The organism is uncultured Sphingomonas sp. (assembly GCF_937859915.1).
GTDB lineage: Bacteria > Pseudomonadota > Alphaproteobacteria > Sphingomonadales > Sphingomonadaceae > Solisphingomonas.
This window is the reverse complement of record NZ_CALMAW010000073.1, coordinates 29243-48026: the sequence shown is the minus strand read 5'-3', so window position 1 is coordinate 48026 and position 18784 is coordinate 29243. Positions and strand designations below refer to the sequence as shown.

Here is an 18784-nt window from a genome sequence, read left to right as displayed (position 1 = left end):
ACCTGCGCGCCGACGATGCCGTGGCCGCCGTAGAATTTATGCTCGACGCTGAACATGTGCATCGAGCCGCCCTTGCCCTTCGAGATGCCCGACTGGCGCCCGGTGAGTTCGGCCATGATGATCTTGGGATCGATGCCATAGGCGAGCATGTGGCCATGGTCGCGATAGCCGGTGATCACGCTGTCTTTTTCATTGTCGAGCGCGGACTGCAGCCCGACCGCGACCGCCTCCTGGCCGATGTAGAGATGGCAGAAGCCGCCGATCAGGCCAAGGCCGTACAGCTGGCCGGCGCGCTCCTCGAAGCGGCGGATCAGCACCATCTGTCGGTAGAATTCGAGCAGCTCGGCCTTGCTCGGCTCATAGCGGTTCGGCTCGGCGGGGCGTTCGCGGTTGGGCGTCAAGACGGCCTCCGGCTCGATTTTGGGAACGGCAGCGCTCTTCGTGGACGGTCTCGCCAAGATGGGGCCCTTCGGTTGGCGTCTCAGATGGGCGCGATATACGCCCACCGACCGATTCCGCAACGGCAAGCCGCACGCAAAACGATACGGCATCCGGCAGGCGTATAGACCGCCCGTCAGGGCGTAGGGATGATCACTTCATCGGGACGCGCCAGACCCATGTCGCGGCGCACCAGCTCGTCCGCCATGTCGGGATCGACGTGGCGCGCATCGAGCAGCGCGACGCGATGCGCGAGCGCATTGCGCTGCGCCTCGACCTGCGCCAGCTGCGCCTTGCGGACCGCGAGCTGGTGCTGATAGTCACCCAGCGCCAGCAGCCCATTCGGGCCCGCAATCGCGTAACCCGCGAAATTACCGATCACCAGCAGCGCCAGCGCAGGCGCTGCCGCGGCCTTGATGATGGCGATAGGATCGGGTCTGCGCATGGGCGGGCATTATTGTGGCAAACGCCCGCCGACTCAAGCGCTATTCAGCCGACATTGGTCGCAAATGCAGCACGGCCCGCATAGCGACCTGCCCCACCCAGCTCCTCCTCGATCCGGATCAGCTGGTTATATTTGGCGAGCCGGTCCGAGCGCGCGAGGCTGCCGGTCTTGATCTGCCCGCAATTGGTCGCGACCGCGAGATCGGCGATCGTCGCGTCCTCGGTCTCGCCCGAGCGGTGCGACATCACCGCGGTGTAGCGCGCGCGCTGCGCCATCGACACCGCCTCGAGCGTCTCGGTTAGCGAGCCGATCTGGTTGACCTTGACGAGCAGCGAGTTGGCGATGCCCTCGTCGATGCCGCGCTTCAGCCGCTTGGGATTGGTGACGAAGAGATCGTCGCCGACCAGCTGGACCTTGTTGCCGACGAGCGTCGTCAGCGTCTTCCAGCCCGCCCAATCGTCCTCGGCCATGCCGTCCTCGATCGACCAGATCGGATATTTGGCGGCAAGATCGGCGAGATAGGCGGCCATCTCGTCGGGGCTGAGCGTCCTGCCCTCGCCCGCCATCACATAGGCGCCGTCCTTGAAAAACTCGGTCGCCGCGCAATCGAGCGCGATCGCGACCTGTTCGCCAGGCTTGTAGCCGGCCTTCTCGATCGACTTGAGGATGAAGTCGAGCGCATCCGTGGTCGAGCCGATATTGGGCGCGAAGCCGCCTTCGTCGCCCACCGAGGTCGAGAGGCCGGCATCATGCAGGCCCTTCTTGAGCGTATGAAAGATCTCGGCGCCCCAGCGCACGGCCTCGGCAAGCGTGTCCGCACCGTGCGGCACGATCATAAATTCCTGGAAATCGATCGGATTGTCGGCATGCTCGCCGCCATTGATGATGTTCATCATCGGCACCGGCAAAACATGCGCCGAGACGCCGCCGACATAGCGGTAGAGCGGCAACCCGCGGCTGTCGGCGGCCGCCTTGGCGACCGCAAGACTGACGCCGAGGATGGCGTTGGCGCCGAGCTTTGACTTGTTGTCGGTGCCGTCGAGCGCGATCATCGCCGCGTCGATCTCGGCTTGGTCTTCGGCCTCATAGTCCGAAATGGCCTTGGCGATCTTGCCGTTGACCGCCTTGACCGCGTTCAGCACGCCCTTGCCGCCATAGCGCGCCTTGTCGCCATCGCGGCGCTCGACCGCCTCATGCGCACCCGTCGAGGCGCCGGATGGCACCGCCGCCCGGCCGAAGCTTCCGTCCTCGAGCGTCACATCGACTTCGACCGTGGGATTGCCACGGCTATCGAGGATCTCGCGAGCGTGGACGTCGATGATGGCGGTCATGGCGATAAGTCTCCCGGATGGCAGCGTCCTGCGTTGCGCAAGGCTGTTAGCGACGCCCTCCGCGTGGCGCAATCGCCCGCCATGCGCGATGGTGACGGAACCGTTACGCGGCGAGGCTGGTTTTATCGGCGATGGCGGGTCATTGTCGCCCGCGTAACGAAATGAGGACCGTCATGGCCGAAGCACTTCCCGAAGGCACCGATCAGATCGTCCCCGGCGCCAGCTCGAACAACAATCGCGATGCGGACGACGGCACGTCGCGCGGCAAGGCGCGGATCGACACGGCTGACCTCAAGGACAAGGCGTCCGAGTTCACGGGACAGGCGGCCGACAAGGCGCGTGGCTATGCCGAACAGGGCAAGGAACGCGCATCCGCCGGCCTCGACTCGTTCGCCAAGATGATCGGCGACGGCGCCGGGCAAGTCGATAGCGCGCTCGGCGAATCCTATGGCGATTACGTCCGCAAGGCGGCCGGCGCGGTCTCCGACTTCTCGGGCACGTTGCGCGACAAGGATGTCGACGAGCTGATCGATGATGCGCGCGACCTAGTCCGCCGCTCGCCGGCCATCGCGATTGGCGCCGCCGCCGCCGCCGGCTTCGTGTTGGCACGAATCATCAAGGCGGGCAGCGAGTCTCTCGACGAGACCGCCAAGACGGTATCTGCCAAATCGCCCTCGCCCAAGGATGGTCCGTCGCCGAAACCGCAATCGGCCGATTGACGCTATGGCAAGGGGGGAAGGCGTACTCGGGCTGCCGGCGCTGATCGGCCAGTTGATCGATGACGTGCGTGCCGTCGCGCGCGCGGAAGTCCATCTGGTCAAGGCACGCGGCTATGATTTCGTGCGGCGGTCGCGCAGCGCGATCGCATTGCTGGTCATTGCCCTGCTCGCCGTCCAGGGCGCGGTCGTGGCCGCGATGGTGGGACTGGTTCTGCAACTCGCGGCGTTGGTTGGGGGCGCGGCGGCGGGTGGGATCGTGATGATCGCGATGCTGCTGATCGCCGGATTGCTCGCCTGGGGCGCGCTTCGCGCCTTTACCGGTCCAGCCGACGCCAAGGCTTCGGCGGGAAAGACGACATGACCCGCACCCCCTTTGCCGACATCAACGATCTCGATGCAGCCGAGGCGCAAGCCGCGGCCGCCCGGGCCCAACTCGGCGAAACGCTCGACGGCATCAAGCATCGGCTCGCACCGGCGAGCCTGCTCGACGAGGCGATCGACGGGGTCAAGAGCCGCTCGGCCGACCTCGCCGAAACCGCGGGCAATGCCGTTCGCGACTATCCGGGCACGACCGCGGCAAGCGCGGCCGGAGTAGCGCTGTTCGTCGCGCGGCGGCCGGTCGCGCGTCTGCTGCGCCGACTGTTCTCGCGAAAATGACGAAACCACGACACCGGTCGCCCGTTGGGGCCGGTAATGCGCGTGCACTTCCGCGCGCCCGATCGAAAGGATACGCCGATGACCGCGACCTCCGATAGCAAGACGCCGAACGAGACCCGCCACGCGATCCGCGACGGCCTCGACGATGCCCGTGCCAAGGCGAGCGACGCTGCGCATGCCGCGTTAGAGCGCACCAAGGACGGCCTTGACCAAGCGCGCGAGGTCGTCGGCGACGTCTACGCGACCAGCCGCGACAAGGCCGCCGAGGCTTACGCCGCCGCACGCGAAAAGGCGCAGGCGGCCGGAAAGACCGCAACCGAAGGCCTCGACGCCAATCCGATCGTCGCGCTGCTCGGCGGCCTAGCGATCGGTGCCGCGCTCGGCGCGTTGCTCCCGCGGACCGAGCGCGAGACCCAGGTGTTGGGCGTCGTCGGCGACAAGCTACAGGGCGCCGCGCGCGAAGCCGCGGATGCGGCCAAGGACGCGGGCCGGGACAAGCTCGCCGAGCTTGGGCTGAGCCGCGACCAGGCGCGCGATACCGTCAAGGCGCTGCTCGACAACGTGATCGCAGCCGCCGGCACCGCAGGGGCGGCCGCACTGGAAAGCGCGCGCAAACCGACCGGCTGAGCGTCCACTACCTTCCCCAGCCGATGTTCATTCGGCTGACGCTAGATCGAATCGGCCAGGCCACCGCGAGGGGGTCTGGCCCTCTCTTGGAGTATATCGCATGACCCGCTTCCGCCTGTTGCTCGGCGCCACCCTGCTTGGGGCTTCGAGTCTTGCCGCCCCGATGATCGCCGCGCCGGCTGCTGCCGCCGCCATCGACAGCAGCGATCCCTCGCGCTTCATCGAGACGCTGTCGACGCAGGCCTTCCAGACCCTGCACACCGGCAGCAAGGCGTCGGCCCGCGGTCAGTTCCGCACGCTGCTCGGCCAGTATTTCGCGGTCGACGAAATCGGCGACCGGCTGATCCGCCGCTGGCGCCCGCAGATCAGCCCCGCGCAGTATCAGGCCTATAAGGCGGCGTTGCCCGGCTTCCTGATCGGCACCTATGCCGACCGGCTCTACGATTATGCCAATGCCCAGGTGAAGGTCACCCGCGCCGCGCAGAACGCCAATGGCGCCGCCGTGATGAGCCAGGTGATCCAGCCCGGCCAGAGCCCGATCAACGCGATCTGGACGGTCGAGAAGGTGGATGGCGGATACAAGGTCAGCAACCTGTCGGTATCGGGGATCAATCTCGTCCTGACGCAGACCGCCGACTTCGACGGCTATGTCCAGAAGAACGGCTTCGACAAGCTCGTCGCGTTCATGAAATCGCGTTCGTCGTAAAGCACGAAACTTCGCCGTGCCGCCTCTTGTGCGGCGCGGCGAACCCGCCTAGCGGCTGCGGCGATCCACAGCATCCGGGCAATATATCATGAGCAAGCTCCATCTCGTCTTCGGTGGCCGCGTCCTCGATCCGCAGGGCCTCGAGTTCGAGGATCTCAAGGCCATCGACTTCGTCGGCGTCTTCCCCGATCTCGCCAGTGCGACCGACGCGTGGCGGAGCGCGTCGCAAAAAACGATCGACGACGCCGAAATGAAATATGTCGTGGTGCATCTGCACCGCCTGCTCGAGCCGGACGCGCTCTGATCGCCTAGGCGCGGCGGTAGCGAAACAGCAAAAGCGGCCGCGCCAGCACCAGACCTGCCAGAAAGCCGCCGACATGCGCGGCGGTGCCGATCGAGGCGCCGTTCGGGACGCCCGGAAGGCCCGCGGACGACAGCCCGATCATGGCCTGCAGGCCGATCCAGGCCGCCGCCAGCCACAGAACGTGCAGCAACTTGCCCGGGATCGGTCCCCAATTCCTGACGGTCTGCCGGCTGTAGAGCAAAGCATAGGCGGCGATCACGGCCGAGCCCGCGCCGCTGGCGCCGATCATCGGAATCACGCTCGCCGGATCAATCAGCCACTGCGCGCCCGCCGCGGCATAGGCGCCGACGACATAGAGCACGACGAGGCACAGCGGCCCGATCGACGCCTCGACCAGCCGCCCGCAGAAGCCGATCATCAGCAGGTTGAACGCGACGTGCCAAAGCCCGCCATGGACGAGCGTAGCGCTGAGCGGGGTCAGCCACGCCGGCACCGCGCCGACGATCGCGAGCCCCGATGTCCAGCGCGCGGGGATGAAGCCGGCGAGCAGCGCGACGCGCTCGTCCTGCCCCGCGCTGGTGGCCGAAAGCCAGGCCAGCGCGGTGACGACGACGATCGCGATCGTCGCGCGGGCGGGGGGCAGACGCATCGCGCCGTGCTGTCGCTAGGCCGTCCGGACGCTCAGATGAATTCGATGCTGTCGACCGTGTAGAAGCGATCGCCCGACGGCACCGTCACCTCGACGTCCTCGCCGACCTTGCGCCCGATCAGCGCGCGACCGAGCGGCGAATTGTAGGAAATCTTGCCCTGCTTGGCGTCGGCCTCCATCTGGCCGACGATCTGATAGGTGATCGGCTTGTCGTCCTCGTCGATCAGATGGACGGTCGCGCCGAACACGATCTTGTCGCCGGACAGCGTCTTGGGATCGATCACCACCGCGCGGCTCATCCGGTCCTCGAGATCGGCGATCGACGCCTCGATCTGGCCCTGACGCTCCTTGGCGGCATGATATTCCGCATTTTCCGAAAGATCACCGTGCGCGCGCGCCTCCTCGATCGCATCGATGATGCCGGGGCGCTCGTGCTTGAGACGATGCAACTCGTCGGTGATCAGCCGGTGACCCTCCTCGAGCATCGGCATCTTTTCGACCGTCGCCATCCTAACCACTGCCTTTCGTGCAAATATTACCGCTATCGGCCCCTCCCGATGGGCCGTCCAACGCGTCTACGATGGTGGGAGTTTAAAGCGGCAGCGAAGGATAATAGGATTGTAACGGTCGCACTTCAAGCGGACGATCCCGCAAGGCCGCGATTGCGCGCGACGCAGCCACGCTCGCCGCCGCCGTCGTGAAGTAGGGAATCTTCTGTGTCACCGCCGAGACGCGGATTTCGCGGCTGTCCTTGAGCGACTGCCAGCCTTCGGTCGTATTGAAGATCAGGTCGATGCCACCGTCCTTGATGCGATCGACGATGTGCGGACGCCCCTGCGCCACCTTGTTGACGCGCTGGACGACGATCCCTTCGCCGCCGAGATAATCGGCGGTGCCGCTGGTCGCGACGATGGTGAAGCCGATGTCGGCGAGCAGCCTCACGCCCGGCAGGATGTGCGCCTTGTCGCCTTCCTTGACCGAGACGAACACGGTTCCCCCGGTCGGCAGCACGACGCCGCCGCCAAGCTGCGACTTGTAGAAGGCCGCCTCGAAATTGTCGTCGATCCCCATCACCTCGCCGGTCGACTTCATCTCGGGCGAAAGTACCGGATCGACGCCGGGGAAGCGGCCCCAGGGGAACACCGCCTCCTTGATCGCGATATGGCCGATGTCGTGCGCGAGGCTCGGCAGGTCGGCAAGCATCTCGCCCGCCATCACGCGCGCGGCGATCTTGGCGACGGGGACGCCGATCGCCTTGGCGACGAAGGGTACGGTGCGGCTGGCGCGCGGGTTGACCTCGATGAGATAGACCTCGCCGTCCTTCACCGCGAACTGGATGTTCATCAGCCCCTTCACCATCAGCGCGCGCGCGAGCACGTCGGCCTGGCGCTCGATCTCGGCGATGATCGGTGCGGACAGGCTGTAGGGCGGCAGCGTGCAGGCGCTGTCGCCCGAATGGACGCCCGCCTCCTCGATATGCTGCATCACGCCTGCGACCTTGACGTCGGTGCCGTCGGCGATCGCATCGACATCGACCTCGATCGCGTCGCGCAGATACTGGTCGATGAGGACGGGCGAGTCGCCCGACACCTGCACCGCGGTCTGGATATAATGGTCGAGCTGCTCGGGGCCGTCGACGATCTCCATCGCGCGCCCGCCGAGCACATAGGAGGGCCGCACCAGCACGGGGTAGCCGACGCGCTCGGCCGCCGCGATCGCCTCGTCGCGCGACCGCGCGATGCCGTTGCGCGGCTGCTTGAGCCCGAGCCGCTCGATCAAGGCGGCGAAGCGCTCGCGATCCTCGGCGAGATCGATCGCGTCCGGGCTGGTGCCGAGGATGGGAATGCCCGCGGCCTCAAGCTCGGCGGCGAGCTTGAGCGGGGTCTGCCCGCCGAACTGGACGATCACGCCGTGGAGCGTGCCGTTGGACATCTCGACATGCAGGATCTCGAGCACGTCTTCGACGGTCAGCGGCTCGAAATAGAGGCGGTCCGAGGTGTCATAGTCGGTGCTCACCGTCTCCGGGTTGCAGTTGACCATGATCGTCTCGTAGCCCGCGTCGCTGAGCGCAAAGCAGGCATGGCAGCAGCAATAATCGAACTCGATCCCCTGCCCGATCCGGTTGGGGCCACCGCCGAGGATGACGACCTTCTTGCGGTCGGACGGCATCGCCTCATTCTCGGGCTCGCCGAAGGCGGGCGCCTCGTAGGTCGAATACATATAGGGCGTCTTGGCTTCGAACTCGGCCGCGCACGTGTCGATACGCTTGAACACGGGGCGCACGCCCAGCTTGTGGCGCAGCGCGCGCACCTCGGCCTCGGTGACGCCGCCGGTCATCGCGGTCAGCGTATCGTGGATCAGCCCGGTGCCGCGCGCGCTCATCCGCTCTGTGCCGGGACGCAGATGCGCGCTCTCCAGCGCCAGCCAGGCGAGCCGGCGATCCGAAAAGCCCATCGCCTTGAGATGACGCATGCCGGCCGCGTCCTGCGGCAGGCCGTCGGTCTGCACCGACACCTCGGCCGCCACGATCTCGCGCAGCCGCTCGAGGAACCACGGATCATATTTGGCGATCGCGTGGATCTCGTCGACGGTGAAACCTTCGCGCAACGCCTGCGCCGCGATCAGCAGGCGGTCGGGCGTCGGCCGCGCCAGCCCCGCCTCGATCTCAGAGCGCGGGCGCCCCTTGAGCGCATCGACCGGATTCAGCCCGCACAGCCCGGTCTCGAGCCCGCGCAGCGCTTTCTGCAGGCTCTCGTGGAAATTGCGCCCGATCGCCATGACTTCGCCGACGCTCTTCATCGCGGTCGTCAGCGTATCGTCGCTGCCCTTGAACTTCTCGAAGGCGAAGCGCGGGATCTTGGTCACGACATAGTCGATCGTCGGCTCGAACGACGCCGGCGTGGCGCCGGTGATGTCGTTCATGATCTCGTCGAGCGTATAGCCGACCGCCAGCTTGGCGGCGACCTTGGCGATCGGGAAGCCCGTCGCCTTCGACGCCAGCGCCGAGGAGCGCGAGACGCGCGGGTTCATCTCGATCACGATCAGCCGGCCGTCGGCGGGGTTGACCGCGAACTGGACGTTGGAGCCGCCGGTTTCGACGCCGATCTCGCGCAGCACCGCGATGCTGGCGTTGCGCATGATCTGATATTCCTTGTCGGTCAGCGTCAGCGCGGGCGCGACGGTGATCGAATCGCCGGTGTGCACCCCCATCGGATCGATATTCTCGATCGAGCAGATGATGATGCAATTGTCGTGGCGGTCGCGCACGACCTCCATCTCATATTCCTTCCAGCCGAGCAGCGATTCCTCGATCAGCACCTCGGTGGTCGGCGAGGCGTCGAGCCCGCCGGTGACGATGCGGAGGAACTCCTCCTTATTGTAGGCGATGCCGCCGCCGGTGCCGCCCATGGTGAAGGACGGGCGGATGATCGAGGGCAGCCCGGTGCGTTCGAGCACGACCAGCGCCTCCTCGACCGTATGCGCGACGCCAGAGCGCGCGGATTCGAGCCCGATCTTGTCCATCGCCAGGCGGAATTTCTGTCGGTCCTCGGCCTTGTCGATCGCCTCGGCATCGGCGCCGATCATGGTGACGCCGTATTTCTCCAGCGTGCCGTCGTGGAACAGCGCGAGCGCGGTGTTGAGCGCGGTCTGCCCGCCCATCGTCGGGAGGATCGCGTCGGGGCGCTCCTTCTCGATGATCTTGGCGACGATCTCGGGGGTGATCGGCTCGACATAGGTGGCGTCGGCCATGTCGGGATCGGTCATGATCGTCGCCGGGTTCGAGTTGACCAGGACGATCCGGTAGCCCTCCTCGCGCAGCGCCTTGATCGCCTGCGTGCCCGAATAATCGAACTCGCACGCCTGCCCGATCACGATCGGCCCCGCGCCGATCACGAGGATGGAGGAGATGTCGGTGCGTTTGGGCATGTCAGGCGATACCTATTGGCCCTCTCCCGTTTGGGAGAGGATATGGTGAGGGCGTCCGGCGATGACGACGGAACGGAACATCGCGATCGCGCGCGGCCTGCGCCAGCGATCGACCGATGCGGAAGCGAGATTGTGGTCGCAGCTGCGCAGCCGGCAGGTGGAGGGCGTGAAGTTCAGGCGGCAGGTGCCGATCGCAGGGTATGTCGCGGATTTTGCGGCCGCTTCGGCGCGGCTCGTGATCGAGGTGGATGGTGGGCAGCACGCGGACGATCCGCGCGAGGCGGCCAGAACGGCTGCGATCGAGGCGGCGGGCTATACCGTGCGGCGATACTGGAACTACAATGTCTTGGCGAACGCCGAAGGCGTGCTGGAGGATATCCGACGCACGATCCTGATCGCCAAGGCCTAAGCCCTCTCCCTTGAGGGAGAGGGTTGGGTGAGGGTGGCCGACGCTCGTGGCACCAACGACCCTTCCACGCGCGCTCACGCGCGCTCCCCCTCACCCCGACCCTCTCCCCGATGGGGAGAGGGAGTCATGCGGCGCTCCGGAGCTGGCTCACGAACTGCTCGAACAGATAGTGGCTGTCCTGCGGGCCGGGGCTGGCTTCGGGGTGGTACTGGACCGAGAAAGCCGGCTTGTCGGTGAGCCGCAATCCGGCCAGCGAGCCGTCGAACAGCGAGACGTGCGTCGCCTCGGCGTTGGCGGGCAGCGTGTCGGCGTCCACGGCGAAGCCGTGGTTCATGCTCGTGATCTCGACGCGGCCGTCGTCCGATCGCCGGACCGGATGGTTGGCGCCGCGGTGGCCCTGGTGCATCTTGTAGGTCTTCGCGCCGATCGCGAGGCCGAGCAGCTGGTGGCCCAGGCAGATGCCAAAGATCGGCTTGCCGACTGCCATCAGCTCCTGGATCACCGGCACCGCATAGACGCCGGTCGCGGCGGGGTCGCCGGGGCCGTTGGAGAGGAACACGCCGTCGGGCCGGTGGCGCATCACCTCGTCGAAGGTCGCGGTCGCGGGCACGACGGTCACGCGCGCGCCGGCGGCGACGAGGTTGCGCAGGATGTTGCGCTTGAGACCGTAGTCGATCGCGACGACGTGGGGACGGGCGTCACCGCCCTCTCCGTTCGTCCCGAGCGCAGTCGAGGGACCGGCTTCGGGCGCCGCGCTTGCATCTTGTCCCTCGACTTCGCTTGGGACGAACGGGGTGTAGCCCTCGCCCAGCCTCCAAAGACCCTCGTCCCAATCATAGGTCTGCAGCGTCGAGACGTCCTTCGCCAGGTCCATCCCCTCGAGCCCCGGCCACGCCCGCGCCTGCTCGGTGAGCGCCGCGATGTCGAACTTGCCCGCCGGATCATGCGCGATCACGCCGTTGGGGGCACCCTCGATGCGGATCGCGCGGGTGAGCGCGCGGGTGTCGACGCCGGCGAGGCCGATCCGGCCGTTGGATCGCAGCCAGTCGTCGAACCGACCAGCGGACCGAAAATTGGACGGTGCGGTCACGTCCTCGCGCACGATCAGCCCGAGCGCATGCGGGTTGACCGCCTCGACGTCCTCGATGTTGGCGCCGACATTGCCGACGTGCGGGAAGGTGAAGGTGACGATCTGCCCGGCATAGGAGGGATCGGTCATCACCTCCTGGTAGCCGGTCATCGCGGTGTTGAAACACACCTCGCCGACCGCGGAACCGACCGCGCCGAAGCCGCGACCGAAGATCACGGCGCCTGAGGCGAGTACGAGGACTCCGGTGGCCCCGTCGGGCACGCGCGTGGTCTCGGCCAAGATCGGCTCCTCTTGATGGTGGCGGGCGGGTAAACGGCGGGGTTGGTAGGGACGGCTCCGGCTGCGGTCAATCTAGTAAAAAACCGCGTGCTCGGCTATATCCCTTCCTTTCCGCTTTGCCGTGGGGCCCCATGATACGAGACGACATCCAGCAGGCGCTCGTCGCCGCGATGAAGGCGCGCGAGAGCGCCAAAGTCGGCGCGCTCCGCCTGATTTCCAGCGCGATCAAGAACCGCGACATCGAGGCGCGCACCGGCCAGGCGCCCGCCGACGACGACCTGCTGGTCGTCGAGGTGCTCAACAAGATGGCCAAGCAGCGCCGCGAATCGATCGACATGTACGAAAAGGGCAACCGCCCCGAGCTTGCGGCGGCGGAAGCGGCGGAGCTGGTCGTGATCGAGGGCTTCCTGCCCCAGCGCCTCACCGACGAGGAGACGGTGATGGCGATCGACGCGATCAAGGCGGAGATCGGCGCGGCTGGTCTCAAGGACATGGGCAAGGTGATGGCCGAGCTCAAGGCGCGCCACGCGACCAGCCTCGACATGAGCAAGGCCAGCGCGCTGGTGAAGGCGCGGCTGGCGGGGTGAGAGACGGAGGAAGCGGATTGCGCTCCCTCCACCGTTCGTCCTGAGCGAAGTCGAAGGACGTGCTACAGGAGATGCGGTGGCATTCTGGACTTATCTTCTGCGCTGCGCTGACGGTCGCTATTATGCCGGCCATACCGACGCGCTCGGGATGCGGATCGCGCAGCACGAAGCCGGCAAGGGCTGCGACTATACCGCACGGCGCCTGCCGGTGACGCTGGTGTGGAGCGAAGCTTTCGGCTCGCGATACGAGGCGCTGGCGGCAGAACGCCAGATCAAAGGCTGGTCGCGCGCCAAGAAGGAAGCGCTGATCGCAGGGGATTGGACACGGATTTCGGAGTTGGCGGTAGCGCGTGAGGCCCGTCCTTCGACTTCGCTCAGGACGAACGGGGTTTTTGTGGCCAACCAAGCAGAACCCGATCGTCCCGAGCCTCCCGAAGGACGGGCTCCCAACGAAACGCCCGCTCCATGACCCTCTCCCCCGCCTGGCTCGATGAACTCCGCGCGCGCACGCTGCTGTCGGGCGTGATCGGCAAGACCACCAAGCTGCAGCGCGCCGGGCGCGAGTGGAAGGCGTGCTGCCCGTTTCACAATGAGAAATCGCCGAGCTTCACCGTCAACGACGACAAGGGTTTCTACCATTGCTTCGGCTGCGGCGCGCACGGCGATGCGATCCGCTGGATGACCGATCACCAGGGCCTGCCCTTCATCGACGCGGTCAAGGAACTCGCGCAGGCCGCCGGCCTCGACGTCCCCGCGCAGGATCCCCGTGCGCGCGAACAGGCTGAGCGCGCCTCGACGTTGCACGACGTCATGGGCCAGGCCGAAGCCTGGTATGTCGAGCAGCTCGGCCGCGCCGAGGGGGCAAGCGCGCGGGCCTATCTCGCCAAGCGCGGAATCTCGGAAGCGCAGGCGCGCAGCTTCCGTATCGGGCTCGCCCCCGAGAGCCGCACCGCGCTGCGCTCGGCGCTCAAGGGCGTCGGCGACGAGAAGCTCGTCGAGTGCGGGATGCTGATCCAGCCCGAAGAGGGCAAGCGCGAACCCTATGACCGCTTCCGCGGCCGGCTGATGATCCCGATACGCGACCCGCGGGGGCGCACGATCGCGTTCGGGGGGCGTATTCTGGGCGATGGCGAGCCCAAATATCTCAACTCGCCCGAGACCGCGCTGTTCGACAAGGGCCGCACCCTGTTCAACCTCGACCGTGCCGCGGCCGCCAGCCGCAAGGCAGGCCGGGTGATCGTGGTCGAGGGTTATATGGACGTCATCGCGCTCGCCGGTGCGGGGATCGACGAGGCGGTGGCGCCGCTCGGCACCGCACTCACCGAAGGCCAGCTCGAACGCCTGTGGCGGCTCGATCCCGCACCGATCCTCTGCTTCGACGGCGACGGCGCCGGGCAGAAAGCGGCGGTGCGCGCGATCAGCCGTGCCCTGCCCTTCCTCCAGCCGGGCCGCACGTTGCGCTTCCTGACGCTGCCGGCGGGGCAGGATCCCGACGATCTGGTGCGCGCCGGCGGCCGGCAGGCGATCGAGGCGCTGCTCGACGCGCCGGAGCCGCTGGTCGAGCGGCTGTGGCGCCACGAGCAGTCCGCCCTCCCCCTCGACACGCCGGAGGCGCGTGCCGGTCTCAAGCAACGGCTCGCCGAACATGCCCGCGCGATCGCCGACCGCGACGTCAGCTACGCCTATGCCAGCGACTTCCGCCAACGCGCCGACGCGCTGTTCACGCCGCCCAAGCGCGAATGGCAGCCACGCCCGCCCGGGCGTCCGGCCAAGCCCGGCGACCGGCGGGGCGCCTGGCCGGTCCTTCGCCCGGTCTCGGACGCTGCCAAGGCGATGAGCCGCACCGGAATCGACCCCGCGACCGCGCGCGCGCTGCTCTCGGGGCTGGTCCGCGTGCCGGTGGCGATCAGCGAGCATGTCGAGGCGCTGTCGCATCTGGTCTTCGCCGATCCGGCGCTCGATCAGGTCCGATCGGCGCTGGTCGAGGCGGCCTGGCGCGGCGGCGTTCTTGAAGGCGAGGCGCTAAACACCATATTGCTGCGAGTCGGAGCGATTGATCTCTTGCAGAAGCGGGGCCGTGCGAACGGGCTTGCCTTTTCTTTCCAGCGCGGCGATGCGGACCTGGAACGCGCGCGCCGCGATCTGGGGGAAGTCATCGACGTGATGGTCAAGCGGTCCGAGCTCGATGCCCGGATCGCGGAAGCGACCGCACGTTTGGGTGATGCGACGAATGACGGCGCGTGGGAGGAGCAGCAGCACCTCCAACGCGAAAGACAGGAAACGGACCGCCGGCTTTCCGAGTTGAGGGAGCAGGCAGGCGACGCGGACATCTGAGGGTCTGATAGAATGGCGAAGTCGAACGGTAGCGATGGCGGAGACGATACGGCGACGGTGGAAGGCCGCGATGCGCCGCTGATCGATCTCAACGATGCCTCGCTCAAGAAGCTGATCGCGCGCGGCAAGAAGCGCGGCTACCTGACCTATGACGAGCTCAACGAAGCGCTGCCGCAGGACCAGATGTCGTCCGACCAGCTCGAGGACATCATGTCCGCGCTCAACGAGATGGGCGTCAACATCGTCGAGAATGAGGAAGCCTCGGACGACGAGAAGCCCGCGGAGGAGGAGGCCGAAGACGAGCCCGCCGCGGACGGCGAGGCCGAACCCGCCTTCCAGGTCGTCGCCAAGAAGGAGACCGTCGATCGTACCGACGATCCGGTCCGCATGTATCTGCGCGAGATGGGCGCGGTCGAGCTGCTCTCCCGCGAGGGCGAGATCGCGATCGCCAAGCGCATCGAGGCCGGCCGCGACACGATGATCCTCGGGCTTTGCGAGAGCCCGATCACCTTCAACGCGATCATCGACTGGTCGACCGCGCTCAACGAGGGCACGATGCAGCTTCGCGAGATCCTCGATCTCGACGCGATGCTCCACAAGGATCCGACCCCCGATCAGGTCAGCGAAGACGGCGAGGACGACGCCAACGGCGAGATTTCCGAAAAGACCGCCGGCCCGTCGTTCAAGGAAGAGGAAGAGCCCGAGGAGGCTCCTGCCGACGAGGAGGAAGAGGAAGGCACCGAGCGCCGCATCCCCCGCCCCGTCGAGGAGGAGGAAGAGGACAATACGCTCAGCCTCGCGCAGATGGAGGAGCAGCTCAAGCCGCTCGCGCTCGAGCGCTTCGCGACGATCACCGCGCTCTATCATCAGTTCGCCAAGATCCAGCAGACCCGCGTCAACGCGATGAACAGCGGCGGCTTCTCGGAAGCGCAGGAGGCCAAATATCAGGGCCTGCGCGAAGAGCTGACCGCAACCGTCGAGAGCGTCCAGTTTCACGGCGCCAAGATCGAATATCTCGTTGACCAGCTTTATGCCTACAACCGCCGCCTGACCGCGCTGGGCGGTCAGATGCTGCGCCTCGCCGAGCGCCACAAGGTGCCGCGCAAGGCGTTCCTCGATTCCTATATCGACCATGAGCTCGAAGAGGGCTGGCTCGACCGGGTCAAGGGCATCGACAAGAAGTTCGCCGCCTTTGCAGCCGCCGAACTCGACGCGGTCGATCGCATCCGCAACGAGATCGCCGAGATCGTCCAGGCGACGGGCATGGCGCTTCCCGAGTTCCGCCGCATCGTAAACATGGTGCAGAAGGGCGAGCGCGAGGCCCGGATCGCCAAGAAGGAGATGGTCGAGGCCAATCTCCGCCTCGTGATCTCGATCGCCAAGAAATACACCAACCGCGGGCTGCAGTTCCTGGATCTGATCCAGGAGGGCAATATCGGCCTGATGAAGGCGGTCGACAAATTCGAATATCGTCGCGGCTACAAATTCAGCACCTATGCGACGTGGTGGATCCGGCAGGCGATCACGCGCTCGATCGCCGACCAGGCGCGTACGATCCGTATCCCGGTCCACATGATCGAGACGATCAACAAGCTGGTCCGCACCTCGCGCCAGTTCCTCCACGAGACCGGCCGCGAGCCGACGCCGGAAGAGCTTGCCGAGCGGCTGTCGATGCCGCTCGAGAAGGTCCGTAAGGTGATGAAGATCGCCAAGGAGCCGATCAGCCTCGAGACGCCGATCGGCGACGAGGAAGATTCGCATCTCGGCGACTTCATCGAGGACAAGAATGCGGTGATCCCGGTCGACGCCGCGATCCAGCAGAACCTCAAGGAGACGGTGACGCGGGTGCTGGCAAGCCTCACCCCGCGCGAAGAGCGCGTGTTGCGGATGCGCTTCGGGATCGGGATGAACACCGACCACACGCTTGAGGAGGTCGGCCAGCAATTCTCGGTGACCCGCGAGCGCATCCGGCAGATCGAGGCCAAGGCGCTGCGCAAGCTCAAGCATCCGAGCCGCAGCCGCAAGATGCGCAGCTTCCTCGACCAGTAAGGCAAACCGCGGTTCAGCGCATGCTCGCGTCGTAAACCCGCTCTTTACCCCTTGCTGCTATCGCCTGCCGACGCACAATCGGGTGGGCGTTAGCGGGGGAATCGATGGCGTCTACGGCGATCACCGAACGAGCGGACGGCATAGGCGGCAGGCTCGCCGCGCTGGTCGCCGAGGGTGGTAGCGTTCGCCATCCCTATGCAACCGCGCCGGCGCTGCTCGGCGGCGCCTATGCCCCTCGCAATCTTGCCGATGCGGCGCATTTCCTCTGCCTGCTCCACGGTCGCTATCCCGGCGTCATCGAGCTTGCAGCGCAACGCGTCACCGATCCTGCGGCGCGCGGCTGGATCAACCGCGCCGCGCAGGGCTTTGCGGCCGAACGCGCCTATCTCGCACGGCTGGTCGTTGCGGTCGGCCCGCTGCCCAGCACGCTCGGTCAGGCGCGAAGCGAGGCCGCCGTCACGACGCAGACGCATGCGTTGGCGACGCTGGCCCAATCCGAACGTGCCGGATGCGCGCTCGGCGCAGCGCTTGCCCTGGTGCTCGACTGGCGGACGATGCGCACCGTGCTCGACACCGCTGCGCAGCGCTTCGGCCTGCAGCCGCCGCCGATCGACCTGCCCGATCTTGGATCCGCAATCGCGGTCGCCGGCGACGTCGCGACCACGCCCGGGATCCAGCGCGCGCTCGCCTTTGGTGCCGAGCAACTGCTGATCCAGCATCGCGGCCTGTGGGACCTGCTCGAAACCCGCGAGATGGCGCGGCGCGAAAGCTGAGCCTAAGGCCGCGATAGTCTGCCGCCGGTCAGCGGCACCGGTGCTCCGGTCGTCCCTGGAAAGCTGATCGGCAGGCCCGCAAGGCTGCGCACCGCCATATAGGCAAAGCCCTCCGCCTCGGTCGCATCGCCATTGGCGCCCAGCGTCTCGATCGGGACCACCGGCATCGTGCAGGCACCCGCCAACATCGCCATCATCGTGGCATTGTGGCGACCGCCCCCCGCGACGATCAGCCGCGTGGGACGCGCCGGCAGATGGCGGATCGCAAGCTCGACTGTCGCGGCGGTGAAGGCGGTCAGGGTCGCGGCACCATCGGCCGGCGACAAACCCCGCGCTGCCGCCATCGTGAAGTCGGCGCGATCGAGCGATTTGGGAGGTGCCAGATCGAACCAGGGATTGTCGAGCATCTGGGTCAGCACGTCGTCGTGAATGGCGCCCTGCGCCGCGAGCCTGCCGCCAGCGTCAAACGCTTCCCCGGTCTCGGCCGCCATCCAGTCGTCGACGAGGCAGCTGGCCGGCCCGGTGTCGAACGCGACCATCTCGCCGTCGGCCCCGACATAGGTGATATTGGCGACCCCGCCGAGATTGAGGACTGCGGCCGGCAAATCGGTCTCGGCCAGCAGCGCGCGGTGATAGACCGGCAGCAAGGGCGCCCCCTGCCCCCCCGCCGCGACATCGGCCTGGCGCAGGTCGGCGACGACCGGCACGCCCAGTGCGGCCGCCATCGCATCCCCGTCGCCGATCTGCCACGTCCAGCCGCGATCGGGGCGATGCGCGACGGTCTGGCCGTGGAAGCCGACGACGTCGACATCTTCTATCGCCACCCCCGCGGTCGCCAGCAACTGGCGGATCACAAGCAGATGCCGGCGAGTCAGCATCTCGGTCGCGGCGACGATCTCGGGGCTCTGCCGCGGTCGCTCGTAGGTCAGCGCGAGCCCCGTCGTCTCCTGGAGCTGACGCCGGGCCTGCTCCGAATAGGGGTCCGAACGGAAGGCGATCGGGCGGACATGCTGCTCGCCATCCGTCTCGATCAGCGCCGCGTCGATCCCGTCGAGCGACGTGCCCGACATCAATCCGATCGCCAGCCTGATCGGCAGCGCCTCGATCCGCTCCTCTGCCACGCTACCCATCCGCACATGCCTTATGCTAGGCGTCCGCCCGCGATGACGAACAGCTACCAATCCGATCTGCTCCGCCTACTCGAAGCGCGCGGCTATATCCACCAAGTGACCGACGCGGCGGGCCTCGACGCCCTCGCGGCGCGGCAGATCGTGCCCGGCTATATCGGCTTCGATCCAACCGCCCCCTCGCTCCATGTCGGCAGCCTCGTGCAGATCATGATGCTCCGCCGACTCCAGCAGGCCGGCCACAAGCCGATCGTCGTGATGGGCGGCGGCACCGGCAAGATCGGCGACCCGAGTTTCAAGGACGAGGCGCGCACGCTGATGACCGACGGGGTG

The 18784-nt window shown here is 66.9% G+C and carries 20 protein-coding genes and 1 pseudogene (1 of these 21 only partly in view); 13 read left to right on the top strand and 8 right to left on the bottom strand.

From position 1 onward, the window contains the following. The 3 genes from Q0326_RS09915 to eno form a co-directional block, all read right to left on the bottom strand. Positions 1–401 (bottom strand): thiamine pyrophosphate-dependent enzyme (locus Q0326_RS09915; protein ID WP_298689697.1); only part of this gene is annotated, 401 nt, incomplete at its 3' end. A 173-nt stretch (positions 402–574) separates the two neighbouring features. Then, positions 575–883 (bottom strand): septum formation initiator family protein, encoded by a 309-nt coding sequence (locus tag Q0326_RS09910; RefSeq protein WP_298689695.1) that lies wholly within the window; start codon positions 881–883, stop codon positions 575–577. A gap of 44 nt (positions 884–927) precedes the next feature. Then, positions 928–2214 carry a phosphopyruvate hydratase gene (gene eno / locus Q0326_RS09905; protein ID WP_298689693.1) on the bottom strand — a complete coding sequence of 429 codons (1287 nt, stop codon included), beginning with the start codon at positions 2212–2214 and terminating at the stop codon, positions 928–930. Between the two features lie 173 nt (positions 2215–2387). Here eno and Q0326_RS09900 point away from each other — a divergent pair, with 173 nt between their 5' ends. The 6 genes from Q0326_RS09900 to Q0326_RS09875 all read left to right on the top strand — a co-directional run bounded on the left by Q0326_RS09900 (position 2388) and on the right by Q0326_RS09875 (position 5227). Then, entirely contained in the window at positions 2388–2933 is a 546-nt protein-coding gene (locus Q0326_RS09900) for a hypothetical protein (protein ID WP_298689691.1), read from the top strand. A 4-nt stretch (positions 2934–2937) separates the two neighbouring features. Then, positions 2938–3294 (top strand): phage holin family protein, encoded by a 357-nt coding sequence (locus Q0326_RS09895; RefSeq protein ID WP_298689689.1) that lies wholly within the window; start codon positions 2938–2940, stop codon positions 3292–3294. Then, entirely contained in the window at positions 3291–3590 is a 300-nt protein-coding gene (locus Q0326_RS09890; protein ID WP_298689687.1) for a DUF3618 domain-containing protein, read from the top strand. The genes Q0326_RS09895 and Q0326_RS09890 overlap by 4 nt, the downstream gene beginning before the upstream one ends. Positions 3591–3668: 78 nt before the next feature. Beyond that, the gene (locus Q0326_RS09885; RefSeq protein ID WP_298689686.1) at positions 3669–4217 is read left to right on the top strand and encodes a hypothetical protein; all 549 of its coding nucleotides are present in this window, start codon (positions 3669–3671) and stop codon (positions 4215–4217) included. 100 nt (positions 4218–4317) lie between these two features. Then, entirely contained in the window at positions 4318–4923 is a 606-nt protein-coding gene (locus Q0326_RS09880; RefSeq protein WP_298689684.1) for an ABC transporter substrate-binding protein, read from the top strand. Positions 4924–5011: 88 nt separating this feature from the next. Further along, positions 5012–5227 (top strand): DUF4170 domain-containing protein, encoded by a 216-nt coding sequence (locus Q0326_RS09875; RefSeq protein ID WP_298689682.1) that lies wholly within the window; start codon positions 5012–5014, stop codon positions 5225–5227. A gap of 4 nt (positions 5228–5231) precedes the next feature. Here the strand turns inward: Q0326_RS09875 and Q0326_RS09870 are convergent, their stop codons facing one another. From Q0326_RS09870 to carB, 3 genes are all read right to left on the bottom strand, one after another. Continuing rightward, entirely contained in the window at positions 5232–5876 is a 645-nt protein-coding gene (locus Q0326_RS09870) for a rhomboid family intramembrane serine protease (protein ID WP_298689680.1), read from the bottom strand. A 32-nt stretch (positions 5877–5908) separates the two neighbouring features. Beyond that, entirely contained in the window at positions 5909–6385 is a 477-nt protein-coding gene (gene greA / locus Q0326_RS09865; protein ID WP_298689677.1) for a transcription elongation factor GreA, read from the bottom strand. A gap of 82 nt (positions 6386–6467) precedes the next feature. Further along, positions 6468–9803: a carbamoyl-phosphate synthase large subunit gene (carB, locus tag Q0326_RS09860; RefSeq protein ID WP_298689676.1), complete on the bottom strand. Its 3336-nt coding sequence runs from the start codon at positions 9801–9803 to the stop codon at positions 6468–6470. 61 nt (positions 9804–9864) lie between these two features. Here carB and Q0326_RS09855 point away from each other — a divergent pair, with 61 nt between their 5' ends. Beyond that, positions 9865–10212: an endonuclease domain-containing protein gene (locus tag Q0326_RS09855; RefSeq protein ID WP_298689673.1), complete on the top strand. Its 348-nt coding sequence runs from the start codon at positions 9865–9867 to the stop codon at positions 10210–10212. A gap of 124 nt (positions 10213–10336) precedes the next feature. On the opposite strand, the gene carA is transcribed toward Q0326_RS09855, so the two are convergent. Next, entirely contained in the window at positions 10337–11581 is a 1245-nt protein-coding gene (gene carA, locus Q0326_RS09850) for a glutamine-hydrolyzing carbamoyl-phosphate synthase small subunit (protein ID WP_298689671.1), read from the bottom strand. A 131-nt stretch (positions 11582–11712) separates the two neighbouring features. On the opposite strand from carA, the gene Q0326_RS09845 reads away from it, so the two are divergent. The 5 genes from Q0326_RS09845 (at position 11713) to Q0326_RS09825 (ending at position 17324) form a co-directional block, all read left to right on the top strand. Continuing rightward, a complete protein-coding gene (locus Q0326_RS09845) occupies positions 11713–12168 on the top strand; it encodes a GatB/YqeY domain-containing protein (protein WP_298689669.1) in 456 nt (151 codons plus the stop codon). Positions 12169–12244: 76 nt separating this feature from the next. Beyond that, a complete protein-coding gene (locus Q0326_RS09840) occupies positions 12245–12637 on the top strand; it encodes a GIY-YIG nuclease family protein (RefSeq protein WP_298689667.1) in 393 nt (130 codons plus the stop codon). After that, on the top strand, positions 12634–14502 hold the full coding sequence (gene dnaG, locus Q0326_RS09835; protein WP_298689665.1) for a DNA primase: 1869 nt from the start codon (positions 12634–12636) through the stop codon (positions 14500–14502). Before Q0326_RS09840 ends, dnaG begins: the two co-directional genes overlap by 4 nt. A 12-nt stretch (positions 14503–14514) precedes the next feature. After that, positions 14515–16551, top strand: coding sequence for an RNA polymerase sigma factor RpoD (rpoD, locus tag Q0326_RS09830; protein ID WP_298689663.1), 2037 nt, complete (start codon positions 14515–14517; stop codon positions 16549–16551). Between the two features lie 104 nt (positions 16552–16655). Beyond that, entirely contained in the window at positions 16656–17324 is a 669-nt protein-coding gene (locus tag Q0326_RS09825) for a hypothetical protein (RefSeq protein ID WP_298689661.1), read from the top strand. 2 nt (positions 17325–17326) lie between these two features. Here the strand turns inward: Q0326_RS09825 and Q0326_RS09820 are convergent, their stop codons facing one another. Further along, entirely contained in the window at positions 17327–18454 is a 1128-nt protein-coding gene (locus tag Q0326_RS09820; RefSeq protein WP_298689659.1) for an anhydro-N-acetylmuramic acid kinase, read from the bottom strand. 6 nt (positions 18455–18460) lie between these two features. Here Q0326_RS09820 and tyrS point away from each other — a divergent pair. Further along, positions 18461–18784, top strand: a pseudogene (gene tyrS / locus Q0326_RS09815) (tyrosine--tRNA ligase); it runs 923 nt beyond the window's last position.